Source organism: Burkholderia sp. MSMB617WGS (assembly GCF_001532025.2).
GTDB classification, from domain to species: Bacteria; Pseudomonadota; Gammaproteobacteria; order Burkholderiales; family Burkholderiaceae; genus Burkholderia; species Burkholderia savannae.
Genome location: NZ_CP013458.1, coordinates 1392845 through 1405244, shown reverse-complemented (window position 1 = coordinate 1405244; position 12400 = coordinate 1392845). Strand labels below are relative to the sequence as shown.

Genomic DNA, 12400 nt, shown 5'->3' with positions numbered 1-12400 from the left:
CGATGAAACAGTTCATCGTCGGCATCGATCTCGGGACGAGCAACACCGTCGTCGCGTACGTCGAGGCAGGCGGCGACGCGATTCGCGTGCTCGACGTCGACCAATTGGTCGCGCCGGGCGAGTTCGGCGCGCGGCCGCTGCTGCCGTCGGCGCGCTATCACCCGGTGCCGGGCGAATTCGCGCCCGGCGATCTGCGGCTGCCGTGGCGCGACGCCGAAGCGGCCGACGCCGACGGCGCGCCGCCCGCCGTGATCGGCACGCTCGCGCGCGCGCTCGGCGCGCAGGTGCCGGGCCGGCTCGTGACGAGCGCGAAGAGCTGGCTGTCGCACGCGTCGGTCGATCGTCTCGCGCCGATCCTGCCGTGGGGCGCGGCCGACGCCGACGACAAGGTGTCGCCGGTGGCGGCGAGCGCGAGCTATCTCGCGCACGTGCGCGCCGCGTGGAACCGCCGCTTTCCGGACGCGCCGCTGGAGGCGCAGGACGTCGTGCTCACCGTGCCCGCATCGTTCGACGACGGCGCGCGCGCGCTCACGCTCGAAGCGGCGCGGATCGCGAAGCTGCCCGCGCTGCGCCTGCTCGAGGAGCCGCAGGCCGCGTTCTACGACTGGCTGTTTCATCATCGCGACACGCTGCGCGACGAGCTTGCGCAAACGCGGCTCGTGCTGGTGTGCGACGTCGGCGGCGGGACGACGGATCTCACGCTCGTCAAGGTGCACGTCGAGGGCGGCGAGCCGCAACTGACGCGCATCGGCGTCGGCGATCACTTGATGCTCGGCGGCGACAACATGGATCTCGCGCTCGCGCGCGTTGCGGAGACGCGCATCGCGCAGGACGGCGCGCGCCTGTCGGCGGCGAGCCTGTCGCAGCTCGTCGAGCGGTGCCGCGCGGCGAAGGAGCGCCTGCTCGACGCGGATGCGCCCGACGCGGTCGGCGTGACGCTGCTCGGCTCGGGCGCGCGGCTCGTCGGCGGTGCGCGCAAGACCGAGTTGAGCCGCGACGAGGTCGAGCGGATCGTCGTCGACGGATTCTTCCCCGCTGGCCGCCCCGACGATTTGCCGCGGCGCTCGCGCGCGGCGCTCGTCGAATTCGGCCTGCCCTATGCCGCCGATCCGGCCGTCACGCGGCACGTCGCGGCGTTCCTGCACCGGCTCGCCGCGCAGTCGCGCGACGCGCTCGGCGCGCCGGCGAAGGCCGGCGCAACGGATGCGGCGGATGCGGGTTTGCCGATACCCGACACGCTGCTGCTCAACGGCGGCGTGTTCCGCTCGCAGGCGCTCGCCGATCGCCTCGCGGGCGTGCTCGGCGACTGGCGCGGCCAGCCGCTGCACGTGCTGCACAACGATCATCCGGACGTCGCGGTGGCGCGCGGCGCGGTCGCGTACGGGCTCGCGCGCGCCGGGCGGGCGCCGAGGATCGGCGGCGGCTCGCCGCGCAGCTACTTTCTCGTCGTCGACGACGACGGCGACGACGGCGCGCGCGCGTCGCGGGGCGTCTGCGTGCTGCCGCGCGGCACGGCGGAGGGGCACGAGGTGCGCCTCGACGATCGCACGTTCGCGTTGCGGCTCGGCCATCCGGTGCGCTTCCATTTGGTCTCGACCGTTTCCGACCATGCGTGGCGCCCCGGCGAGCTCGCGGATCTCGGCGCGGGCGACTTCGTGCGGCTGCCGCCCGTCGCGACGGTCGTCCGGCAGCAGGACGCGGGCGGGTCGCGCGAGCGGCTCGTCAAGCTGACGACGTCGCTCACCGAGGTCGGCACGCTCGACATGCACTGCATCGCGACGGACGACCCGTCGCAACGCTGGCTTCTCGAATTCCAGTTGCGGCGCGAGCGCGCGCAAGGCGACGCGGCCGACGCGTCGCGCCATCCGTCGCTCGACAAGGCGATCGAGTTGATCGACCGCTCGTTCGGCGCGCGGCTCGCGAACGTCGATCCGAAGGAAGTCCGGCGTCTGCGCGCGCAGCTCGAGCAACTGCTAGGCGCGCGCGAGAACTGGGACATCGCCCTCCTGCGCGAGCTGTTCGGCGCGCTGTGGGAGCGCGCGGGCCGGCGGCGGCGCTCGGCGGACCACGAGCGCGTCTGGCTGAACCTCGCCGGCTATTGCGTGCGGCCGGGCTTCGGCTATCCGCTCGACGACTGGCGCGTCGCGCAGCTCTGGACGCTGTTCGACGACGGCATCCAGTACGTGAACGAGGGGCAGGTCTGGTCGGAATGGTGGACGCTCTGGCGGCGCGCGGCGGGCGGGCTCGACGACGATGCGCAGCGCCAGGCGCTCGACGCGATGGCCTGGCTGCAGGAGGCGGCGGGCGCGAAGCGGCCGAAGCTGCCGTTCGATCCCGCGAAGATCGGCGACATGGACATCGTGCGTCTGTCCGCGTCGCTCGAGCGCGTCGCCGTCGAGCGCAAGATCGAGCTCGGCGAGCGGCTGCTCGAACGGCTGCGGCGGCCGGCCGAGAATCACCAGTGCTGGTGGGCGATCGGGCGCATCGGCGCGCGGCGGCCGCTGTACGGCAGCGCGCACGGCGTGGTGCCGCCTGACGTGGCGAGCCGCTGGCTGGACGCGATCCTCGCCATCGACTGGAAGAAGGTCGAGCCGGCCGCGTTCGCGGCCGTGCAGATCGCGCGCATGACGGGCGACCGGACCAACGACCTTGCGCTCGACGTGCGCGAGCCGGTCGTGCGCCGGCTCGCGGCGATCAACGCGCCGGATGCGTGGCTGCGGATGGTGCGCGAGGTCGTGACGCTCGACAACGCGGACACCGGCCGCGCGTTCGGCGAATCGCTGCCGGCCGGGCTGAAGCTCGTCGCCGGCTGACCGATCGGGGCGGCCGGCGGCATGCGCTTTTCGACCGGAGCCGCGCGGCGGACCGCTCGAACCGCGTCACCAATGCAGATGCATCACGTCGGCGTCGCACGCCGACACGTGCGTGCCGAACCGTCGGCTTTCGCGCTCGAGCACCGCGTGCAGCCAGGTCCGCCCTTCGGCGGGCGCGCGTTGCAGCCGCAGGTTCCGGATCTGCATCGGCACAGCCGACATCTCGACGAGCGCCCCGCTGTCCGCATCGAGCACCGGAAAATACATCAGCGTGAGGTCCGGGCGGAACTGCTGATGGCCGTGGATGCCTTCGTAGTCGTTCAGAAAATCGCCGCAGCCGTAAAGGATCAGCCGCCCGCGATAGATCTCGACGCCTTTGACGTGGTGCGACGAATGGCCGTAGACGACGTCGGCCGCGCCCGTGTCGACGAGCCGATGCGCGAACGCGTGCTCGTCGCCGCCGATCTCGAAGCCCCAGTTGCCGCCCCAATGCAGCGAGACGACGACGAGATCCCCGTCGCGCCGCCGCGCGGCGATTCGCTCGCCGATCTGCGTCGCCCGCTCGGGCGACAGATTCGCCAGATAGTTGAGGCCGCTGCGCCGCAGCGTCGCCGCCCACGACGGCGGCACGCCGCTCGTCTCGGCCGCGAACGCGTAGACGCAAACGCGCCGCCCGTTCGCGAGCGCGAGCGTGGCGGGCTCGGCCGCCTGCGCGTCGTCGCCGCCCGCGCCGGCGGTCCGGATGCCGGCCCGATGCAGCGTGTCGAGCGTGTCGGCGAGGCCGGCGCGCCCCCAGTCGAGCGAGTGGTTGTTCGCGAGCACGCAGCAATCGATGCGCGCGCTCGACACGCAGTCGACGTTGCGCGGATGCATCCGGTACAGCACGGGTTTGTCCGGCCAATGCTCGTCGCTCGTCGTGATCGCCGTTTCCAGATTCACGATCCGCGCGTGCGGCCGCATGCGATTGAGCTCCGGTAGCGCGTCGCCCCACGGATACGCATAATCGACGCGCGCCGGCAGCTTGCCGTTCGCGAGTTCGGCGAGGCGCACGTAATCGCGCGCCGACCGGCAATAGCGCTCGTACAGTTGGGGATCGCTCGGATGCGGCAGCATCTGGTCAATTCCGCGGCCCGTCATCACGTCGCCGCAGAGAAACAGGCGCACGTGGCCGTCAGGCGGCGTGTCGTCGGCTTCATTCATCGCATCAACGCGCGCGCCGGCCCGGCGCGCGCTCCTCCGAGGAAACAGCCCGTTGCGGATCGCCCGGCGACGCCGGCCGCCGAGCATCGAGCGACGCCGCTCGTCGCGCATCGCTCGTGCGTGGATCGGCCCGCATCAGCCGATCGAATCGATGATTTCCTTGAACGCGCGCCATTCGGTCGCGGCCCATACCTCCGCGTGCGAGCGTCCGAGCGTGCGCAGGATCGCCGACACCTTGAACGCGGTCGCGATGTCCGGCGCGGAAAACACGTCGAGGTAATCGTACGGCCCGAGGATCGCGTAGCTGTGCCGCCATTCGATGCCCGGGCACGCCTGCTCGATCTCCTTGACCGCGCGCTTCTCGAGCGCCTCCATGCTCGACGGCGATTTGAGCCCTTCCGGGGACAAACGCGTCAACAATACGAAGTCCGGCATCATCGTCTCCTCGCGCGCATCGACATGCTTGAAGCATTGCGCATCGGAGCGGGCGTCCGTTGATCACGATCAAGGTCCGGGCGCGTCCGCCTGCTGCATGCCGAACGTCGAACGCCAAACACCGAACACCGAACACCGAACGCCGAACGTCGAATGCCGCGCCGACGCGGCATTCGCCGATCACGTCCTGGCCGGCGCGAGCAGGCCGAGGTCGCGCAACTCGCGATACGACAGTTCGCGCCTGCGTGCGCCGTACACGCCCCGGCGGCCGTAGATGTGTTCGAGGTCGAAGCGGTCCGACGCGTCGACGACGCGCCCGAGCACCGCATCGAACACGGTCGCGTGCTCGGGCGCGTGGCGCGCGGCCGGGTCGGCGGCCTCGCGGCGCGGAAACGGCAGATAGTCGAGCTCGACCAGATACCACGTCGGCCCGATCTTGTGCGCCTGGGTGTGCGCCGACACCGGGCGCATTCGCGCGTGCAGCTCCTCCGCGCGGCGCGCTTCGCGCTCCTTCTCGTGCTGCAAGCGCGACGCGAGCGCGGCGTTGCGCATCAGCGTGCCGAGTTCGGGGTGAACGTAGAACGCGCAGCCCGCCTCCTCGAGCGCGACGACGCCATGCGCGGCATGGACGCGAACGCGCCCGTGCTTCGTCGACGTGTGCGTCGCCACGAGGCTCGCCGGGACGTCGGACAGCTCGGGAAAGCGTTGCGCGAGCTCCGTGCGCACCGGCGCCCAGGCGAGCCCGACGCGCGCGGACAGGAACGCCCGCAGCGCCCGCTGACGCGGCGGCTTGTCGGGCGCGCGCGGGCGGGCGACGGCAGGAATGGCCGCAATGGCCGGTTGCCCGGCGGACGTGGTCCGGAAGTTACGGTTCGCCTTGACCATGACGATTCGCCTGCGTTTCCGACGATGAATGACATGACGGCTTCGGATGACGGCATCGGTCGCGCGAGCGCCCTCGCGCGGTACGGGCGCCTGCGTCGCCGCGCCTTCCGGCGTCGCCGCCTGCGCGCGAACGCGACGGATTCACCGGCGCATGTCGTCGCCGTCCGCCTCCTCGCGCTCCAGTATCTCGAGCACGCGCGCGGTCCGGCCGTGCGGTTCGCGATCGAGCCGGAACTGCAGCCGCTCGTCGGATCTGAACCACGTGTACGCGTCGAGCACCTCGGCGCTCGTCGGCTCGATGTCGAGGATCTTCGCGATGACGTCGTCCTCGATCGGCCCGACGATATCGCGGATCTCGGTCGCGGTGGCGGGGGGCGATGCGGAATTGAGCTTCGTTGACATGGCTTTTCTCCCGTTCCGGTTCAGATCGATTGCTTCGCTTCGCGCCGACGCCATGCGTCAACCCTTGATGCAGACGATCGGCACGAGCCGCGCGACCTTGCGCGCGAGCCCGGCCTCGGCGGCCGCGTCGACGACCGCGCCGACGTCCTTGTAAGCGCCCGGCGCCTCCTCGGCGACGCCGCGCTCCGACGGGCTGCGGATCAGGATGCCGCGGGCCGCGAGTTCGTCGACGAGCGCCCGGCCATGCCAGCGCCGCGCGGCCGCGAAGCGGCTCATCGCGCGTCCCGCGCCGTGGCACGCGGAACCGAACGCGCGCTCGCCGCCCGCCGCGTCCGCGCCCGCGAGAACGTACGACGCCGTTCCCATGCTACCCCCGATCAGCACCGGCTGGCCCGCGTCGCGCAGCGCGTCGGGCAGCGCCGGATGGCCGGGCCCGAACGCGCGCGTCGCGCCCTTGCGGTGCACGTAAAGTTGCAGGCGGCGGCCGTCGATCACGTGATCCTCGATCTTGCACGTGTTGTGCGACACGTCGTAAAGCAGGGTCAGTTGCGCGGCGGGCAGCACCTTCGCGAAGACTTCGCGGGCCAGATGCGTGAGGATTTGCCGGTTCGCGAGCGCGCAGTTGATCGCCGCGCGCATCGCGCCCAGATAGCGCTCGCCGAGCTCCGACAGGATCGGCGCGCACGCGAGCTCGCGATCGGGCAGCGTGATCCCGTGGCGCTTCGCGGCGACCACCATCTCCTTGAGGAATTCGGTGCCGATCTGATGGCCGAGCCCGCGCGATCCGCAGTGGATCGTCACGACGACCTGCCCGGGCCGCAGCCCGTAGCATTGCGCGCACGCCGGATCGTAGATGTCCGCGATCTCCTGCACTTCGAGGTAGTGGTTGCCGGAGCCGAGCGTGCCCATCTCGTCGCGCTGGCGCTTTTTCGCGAGCGCCGACACCGCGGACGGCTTCGCGTGCCGCACCATCCCGCCCTCTTCGATGCGCTCCAGATCGAGCGGCGCGCCGTACCCCTGCTCGACGGCCCACGCGGCGCCGCCCGTCAGCATGTCGTCGGTTTTCGCGGCCGACAGCCGAAGCCTCCCGGTGCTGCCGACGCCCGCCGGGACGTGCGCGAACAGCGCGTCGGCGAGCTTTTTCTTCACCGCTTCGATGTTTTCGCGCTCGAGCCCCGTGTGCAGCGTGCGCACGCCGCACGAGATGTCGAAGCCGACCCCGCCCGCCGAGATCACGCCGCCCGCGTGCGCGTCGAACGCCGCGACGCCGCCGATCGGAAAGCCATATCCCCAGTGCGCGTCCGGCATCGCGTACGACGCGCCGACGATGCCCGGCAGCGTCGCGACGTTGCAGACCTGTTCGTACACTTTGTCGTCCATGCCGGCGGCGAGCTTGCGGTCCGCATAGATGATGCCCGGCACGCGCATCGCGCCCACAGGCGGAATGTGCCATTCGAATTCGCCGTGCTGCTCGAGCCGGGTCAAGTCCATCGCCATGCTCCGTTCACACGTCGACGACGCATTCGGCAATCCATGCGCCGTCGTCGAGCCGGTCCACGCGCAGCGCGGTGTAGGTCGCGCCCTTCGGCTCGACCGCCGGCCGGTGCCGCGCGACGTCGACGGGCTCGCCCGCGGCGCGCGCCCGCAGGCCGTCTTCGGCTAGCGTCACGTCGAAGCGGCCGAACACCATCTTGCGCACCGCCATTTCGTAGACGATCGCGTTGAGCCAGTCGACGAGCAGCAATTCGCGGTCCGTCTCCGCGCAGGCGATCTCGATGTCGCGCAGCGGCCGGATCGACGCCGGATTCGCGACGATCGCCGTCAGCGCGAGCGCGGCCTGCTCGTAAGCCTGCGCGAGCGTGTCGCCGACGCCGCGCACGCCGATATCCGCGCCATGCTGGAAATGTTCCCAGAATGCGGTCATTTCGCGTCGCTCCTCGAGTGCCCCGCCGCACTGACTGCATGCGAAACAAGCCTAGGCGCGACGCCCGCACGGGCCTTGACCTGCGTCAATCGCCGCGCCGGGGCCGCGCGCTCGGAATCGAAACCGGCGAGCGCGGACGCGAGCGCCGCGGCGATCATCGGCAAGTGGATAGCGACCGCATCGCCGGGCGCCTGCATTCGGCCCGTGCCGATGCGCGGGCCGAGGCGAATCGACGCAGACGCGCATCGCCGGGGCGGCCGGCGCGGCCGGCGTGAAATCGCCGCGTAGCGGCGCGCACCTCTTCTCTTGTCCAACGAATGCGAGGCGCCGGCGATCGTCGGATTCGCCGGTTCAATGCCGGCCAAGCGGGGCCGGAAGCGCGATTGCGGCGGCTTTGCGCGCGCAGGCGCAAGGTTCGTGTCGGCAGCCTTCATCCGCGGCGATTGCGCGAATGAGCGCGCTGTCCGCGACGCTCGCGGCGATCGCGCTTCGACGCTAGACGCCCGCGTGACGAAATACACTCGAAGACGCTCGCCCCGACGCGGCCGGGCTGCGCCAATGTTCGCTTCGCTCGTACGGCTTGGCTCGCGCAACGCGTCTGTCGCATCAAGTCCGTCGCATCGATGATGCGGACGCGCATGCCGCCACGATCCGCGAATAGAAAGCGAGGTCGCTCGCGGCGACGCCGAAACAATGCGTGCGCATGCCGACGAATCGTCAACTTTCGTGGGCAGTCGCGCAACGCGCGCGTTCGCGTGTCGGGGCGAGATCGCTCGGCTATCGACCGGCCTCCGAAGCTTCGTGCTTTGCGCGCGCGTATGCGCGTGCTATCAAGGCAGGATTCGCCACGAAGCGCGAGGTTTCAACACGCGCGCCGCGGCGAATTCGCACGGTGTCGGAAAAGAACGGTCGCATCGATTCGCTAGCCGTACCGGCGGTATCGACGACATCAGGCGTTGCCGGACAGAAAACGATCTCGCGAGCCGTTTCGCGAAGCGGCCCGATTGATCGGTCGAACGGGACATCGGCGCTTGCGCGCGAGCGTCTGAACGAACGGCCGGCATCAACGACGTTTCGTCACGGTTCGCGGCGTGCGCGGTGCGACACGGATGCACGCACCGCGATCGACGCCGCCTGCGCGCGCGCCGATTGCCTGCCCGGTCGCGGCGCAGCCGCGTGACGGCGCGGCATCGCGTTGCGCCGCCCCGCCGTCGCCGGGAATCGGCTTGGCACGGCGGCTTCGGATCGGCAAAGGACGCGCCGCGCTGTCCGCGCGCGCGTCTGCGCCGGCCGTTCGCCGCAAGCAAGCACGCGCCGCATCAACGAAACACGCCGCGCAACGCCCGGCGCTTCCGCCACCGCCCACGAATCAATAAGAGGAGATCAGACCCACCATGTCCAAATACGCATTGGGCCACTCGCCGATAGAACTCCGCCGGCTGGATTTCCAGTCGGAAATGCTGAAGCCCGTCACGCGGCGTCTGCTCGAGTCCGCGCGGCTTCGGCCTTCGATGCGCGTGCTCGACGTCGGCTGCGGGACGGGCGGCGTCAGCATGCTGGCGGCCGAGACGGTCGGCCCGACCGGCACCGTCGTCGCGATCGACGCGAGCGACGTCGCGATCGACGCGGCGACCGCCAATGCCGAGCAAGCGGGGCTGCACAACATCCGCTTTCGCGCGTGCGGCCTGGATCAGGTCGAGGGCGCGCACAGCTTCGACGTCGTCGTCGCCCGCTACGTGCTGATCCACCAGTTGCACGCGGCCGAGCTCATTCGTCACGCGGCGCGCTTCGTGAAGCCCGGCGGATATCTCGCGCTGCACGAGCCGGACTTCGTGCGCAAGCCGATGTCGATGCCGGCCATCAATCTGTGGGACTCGGTGGCGAACGAGATTCTCGAGCGCGGCAAGCGGACGTTCCCGTCGTCCGACGTCGCGCACCGGATGGTCAAGCTGTTCGCGGCCGCGGGGCTGCCGCTGCCGAGAATGTCGTACGAGGTGCCGGTCGACGGCGGGACCGCGATGAAGCTCAGCTCGTGGCTCGCGGAAATGCTGCGGGCGCTGTCGAACGATCCCGACTCCACGGTGCTCGCGAACGGCAAGCGGCTCGAATTCGACCGGCTGAGCGGAGACTTGCAATGCGAAGTCCACGAATCGCGCGCGCAGGTCGAGTTCTTCGGGCAGATGTGCGCGTGGGCGCAACTGTAGGCGCGCGCGTCGGCAAGTAGCCGGCGTCGCGCGCATCGGGCGTCCGGCCGGCCCAGTCGGCACGGCCGGACGCGCTCTTCACCGCTTCGCCCGATCCGCGCGGTCGATGCGGGTTGCCAATGAACGCGGCATTTTTGCGGACGTCGAAGTCGGGCATGCGTTGCATCCGCATGCGGACGTGCCGGTGGGCGCCGCCGGCGATTGATTGGTCCACTGGCCGTTCCAGCCGCCCTGCGCCGCGCAGACGGTCGGGCACACGGCCTGCGCGCCGCGATAGTCGGCGATCGGCAACGCGGTGTCGATGTCGCAGCCGCACGGATAGTCGGCGCGCGCGCTCTGCGCGATCGGCGCGCTCATCGACGCGAGCCAGTTGCGCGACTGCGCATCGATCTTGAACATCACCGGCTGGCGCGCGTCGAGCAGCGTGACCATCTTCCGATAGAGCGGATAGCGCTGCGCAAGCGTCTGCAATACGCTGCGGCGCGCGGAGAACAGATATTGCGGCACCCCGCTGCCGTCCGGGCCGACGCTTTGCACCATCGTCGACGACGCGGCGATCACGTTCGCGAGCTGCACCGCGAGCGCGCGCGTGCCGCGCGCATGCGTCGTCGTGTTCACGCCGATCACGTCCGCATAGAAGAGCGGCGGCTGCGGCTCGTCCGACAACGGCAGGAACTTGAAGTCGAGATTCTGCCGCGCGGCCTCGCTCATCGCCGACATCGATTCCGAATAGCCGATCACCGCGCGTCCGTCGCCGTCGCTGAACCACACCGAACGGTCGTACTGGCCGGGGAGCTCGGCGGTCGCGTTCGGCCAGCTCGACATCGCCATCAGCGAGCGCAGGCTTGCGAGCGCATCGCCGTCCAGGTCGTTCGCGCTCCACGGCAGCGGCAGCGGATACGCGCCCGTGCGGCTGTGCGCGGCGTCGAGATAGAGCGCGGCGTTCGTCGTGCGCCCGGACATGTCGATCATCAGCCCGCGCTTGTCCGGCGGAATCTCGCTCGTGAACGTGCATTGCTTGAGCGCGCTGCGAACTTGCGTGAGCGTCGTCGCGGCCGCGAGCGCCGCGTCGTCCTTCCGGTAGAACAGCACGTTCGCGCAGCCGAGCTGCGGGATGCTGTAGTAGCGGTCGCCCGCCTTCACGCCGTCGATCGCGTACGGCAGAAAATCGTCGATGTTCCGGATCTCGTTCGCCGCGAGCGGCTCGAGCCAGTTCTGGCTGCGGAAGTAATCGAAGAAGATCGCGTCGTACACGTAGACGTCAACGTTCGCCGGCGGATTTTTCCTGTAGCCGCCGTCCCAGTCGTCGGCGGACACGAACTGCAGCGCGACGGCCGGCTGCACCTTCTTCCATTCGGTCTCGATCGCGGACTTGAACTGATCGACTCGCGGCACCCACGGATACAGCGCGACCGTCAACTGCGCGACGGCGGCCGCGTTGCCTGCGTGCGAAGGCGCCGCGAACAGAAAGCCCAGAACGATCATGAAACAATACAAAAGGCGACGCATGATGAATCCTTGTCGAATGAATCGTGCGAACCGACGCGCGCTGCCGCGGGCAAGCGGCGCGAGCGTCAATTCCATAGCGCGTGAAAATGATGGACGGGGCCGTGCCCGTGGCCGACGTCGAGCCTGCCCGACGCGGCGAGCGCGTCGCTCAGGTACGCCTTCGCGCGGCACACGCTGTCTTCGACCGAGTGGGCCGGCAGCAGCGCGGCGATCGCGGCCGACAGCGTGCAGCCGGTGCCGTGGTCATTCTTGGTCGCGACGCGCGGCGCGGACAGCTCGACCGTCGCGGCCGCCGGGCCGCGCAGCACATCCACGCTGCGCTCGCCCGGCAAATGGCCGCCCTTGAGCAGCACCCAGCGCGGGCCGAGCGCGTGCAGTTCGGCCGCCGCCGCGTGCATTTCAGCGAGCGTGCGCGGCTCGCCTCGGTCGAGCAGCACGCCCGCCTCCGGCAGATTCGGCGTGATCAGCGTCGAGATCGGCACGAGCTTGTCGCGGATCGCATCGACCGCGTCCGGATCGAGCAGCCGGTCGCCGCTTTTCGCGACCATCACCGGATCGAGCACGACGGGCGCCGCGCGATGCCTGACGAGCGCCGCCGCGACCGCCTCCGCGATCGCCGCCGTCGCGATCATGCCGATCTTGACCGCGTGCACGGCGACGTCGTCGAACACCGCGTCGATTTGATCGGCGACGAACGCCGGATCGAGCGCGCGAAAGCTGCGCACGCCGACCGTGTTCTGCGCAACGACCGCGGTGATCGCCGCCATCCCGTACGCGCGCATCGCCGAGAATGCCTTGAGATCGGCTTGAATGCCCGCTCCGCCCGTCGGGTCGGTGCCGGCGATCGTCAGTACGTTCGCGATCATGTTCCCTCGTGATTGTGTCGTTTTGTCATCGATAGTCGCGCGGCGCGGCGCGCTTCGGCGGGCCGCGCCGCCCTTTCGTCCGGCCGCGCGGGCGATGCTCGCGTGCTTGTGTCGTTCCGCGCGGCCGCGGCCGGCGAGCGGGCGCGGCGACGGCGTTCGGCC

Annotated in this window: 11 protein-coding genes; 3 read left to right on the top strand and 8 right to left on the bottom strand. The window is 70.3% G+C overall.

Annotated features, from left to right (window positions below; translation table 11 throughout):
- Nucleotides 1-2 precede the first annotated feature (2 nt).
- Nucleotides 3-2813 carry an Hsp70 family protein gene (locus WT60_RS26755; RefSeq protein WP_060356637.1) on the top strand — a complete coding sequence of 937 codons (2811 nt, stop codon included), beginning with the start codon at nucleotides 3-5 and terminating at the stop codon, nucleotides 2811-2813.
- Nucleotides 2814-2879: 66 nt separating this feature from the next.
- On the opposite strand, the gene WT60_RS26750 is transcribed toward WT60_RS26755, so the two are convergent.
- From WT60_RS26750 to WT60_RS26725, 6 genes are all read right to left on the bottom strand, one after another.
- On the bottom strand, nucleotides 2880-4100 hold the full coding sequence (locus WT60_RS26750; RefSeq protein ID WP_226383214.1) for a CapA family protein: 1221 nt from the start codon (nucleotides 4098-4100) through the stop codon (nucleotides 2880-2882).
- A 48-nt stretch (nucleotides 4101-4148) separates the two neighbouring features.
- Entirely contained in the window at nucleotides 4149-4430 is a 282-nt protein-coding gene (locus tag WT60_RS26745) for a GYD domain-containing protein (protein WP_231751981.1), read from the bottom strand.
- Nucleotides 4431-4628: 198 nt separating this feature from the next.
- The gene (locus WT60_RS26740) at nucleotides 4629-5333 is read right to left on the bottom strand and encodes a hypothetical protein (protein WP_038744899.1); all 705 of its coding nucleotides are present in this window, start codon (nucleotides 5331-5333) and stop codon (nucleotides 4629-4631) included.
- A gap of 141 nt (nucleotides 5334-5474) precedes the next feature.
- On the bottom strand, nucleotides 5475-5735 hold the full coding sequence (locus WT60_RS26735) for a hypothetical protein (protein WP_038744900.1): 261 nt from the start codon (nucleotides 5733-5735) through the stop codon (nucleotides 5475-5477).
- Between the two features lie 57 nt (nucleotides 5736-5792).
- Nucleotides 5793-7226 carry an RtcB family protein gene (locus WT60_RS26730; protein WP_059670332.1) on the bottom strand — a complete coding sequence of 478 codons (1434 nt, stop codon included), beginning with the start codon at nucleotides 7224-7226 and terminating at the stop codon, nucleotides 5793-5795.
- 13 nt (nucleotides 7227-7239) lie between these two features.
- Nucleotides 7240-7659 carry an archease gene (locus WT60_RS26725; protein ID WP_038744901.1) on the bottom strand — a complete coding sequence of 140 codons (420 nt, stop codon included), beginning with the start codon at nucleotides 7657-7659 and terminating at the stop codon, nucleotides 7240-7242.
- Between the two features lie 703 nt (nucleotides 7660-8362).
- Here WT60_RS26725 and WT60_RS34770 point away from each other — a divergent pair.
- A complete protein-coding gene (locus tag WT60_RS34770; RefSeq protein ID WP_186448660.1) occupies nucleotides 8363-8839 on the top strand; it encodes a hypothetical protein in 477 nt (158 codons plus the stop codon).
- Nucleotides 8840-9053: 214 nt separating this feature from the next.
- Nucleotides 9054-9863 carry a class I SAM-dependent methyltransferase gene (locus tag WT60_RS26715; RefSeq protein ID WP_060819989.1) on the top strand — a complete coding sequence of 270 codons (810 nt, stop codon included), beginning with the start codon at nucleotides 9054-9056 and terminating at the stop codon, nucleotides 9861-9863.
- Between the two features lie 78 nt (nucleotides 9864-9941).
- Here WT60_RS26715 and bcmE read toward each other — a convergent pair whose 3' ends face one another.
- Nucleotides 9942-11372: a thiamine pyridinylase gene (gene bcmE, locus WT60_RS26710; RefSeq protein WP_060356634.1), complete on the bottom strand. Its 1431-nt coding sequence runs from the start codon at nucleotides 11370-11372 to the stop codon at nucleotides 9942-9944.
- A gap of 65 nt (nucleotides 11373-11437) precedes the next feature.
- Entirely contained in the window at nucleotides 11438-12238 is an 801-nt protein-coding gene (gene thiD / locus WT60_RS26705; RefSeq protein ID WP_038744907.1) for a bifunctional hydroxymethylpyrimidine kinase/phosphomethylpyrimidine kinase, read from the bottom strand.
- Nucleotides 12239-12400: the final 162 nt, after the last annotated feature.

Bases quoted from the DNA above. Each gene is read 5' to 3' on its own strand.
- WT60_RS26755 (WP_060356637.1), top strand. From the start codon at position 3: ATGAAACAGTTCATCGTCGGCATCGATCTCGGGACGAGCAACACCGTC.
- WT60_RS26750 (WP_226383214.1), bottom strand. From the start codon at position 4,100: ATGCTCGGCGGCCGGCGTCGCCGGGCGATCCGCAACGGGCTGTTTCCT.
- WT60_RS26740 (WP_038744899.1), bottom strand. From the start codon at position 5,333: ATGGTCAAGGCGAACCGTAACTTCCGGACCACGTCCGCCGGGCAACCG.
- WT60_RS26735 (WP_038744900.1), bottom strand. From the start codon at position 5,735: ATGTCAACGAAGCTCAATTCCGCATCGCCCCCCGCCACCGCGACCGAG.
- WT60_RS26730 (WP_059670332.1), bottom strand. From the start codon at position 7,226: ATGGACTTGACCCGGCTCGAGCAGCACGGCGAATTCGAATGGCACATT.
- WT60_RS26725 (WP_038744901.1), bottom strand. From the start codon at position 7,659: ATGACCGCATTCTGGGAACATTTCCAGCATGGCGCGGATATCGGCGTG.
- WT60_RS34770 (WP_186448660.1), top strand. From the start codon at position 8,363: ATGCCGACGAATCGTCAACTTTCGTGGGCAGTCGCGCAACGCGCGCGT.
- WT60_RS26715 (WP_060819989.1), top strand. From the start codon at position 9,054: ATGTCCAAATACGCATTGGGCCACTCGCCGATAGAACTCCGCCGGCTG.
- bcmE (WP_060356634.1), bottom strand. From the start codon at position 11,372: ATGCGTCGCCTTTTGTATTGTTTCATGATCGTTCTGGGCTTTCTGTTC.
- thiD (WP_038744907.1), bottom strand. From the start codon at position 12,238: ATGATCGCGAACGTACTGACGATCGCCGGCACCGACCCGACGGGCGGA.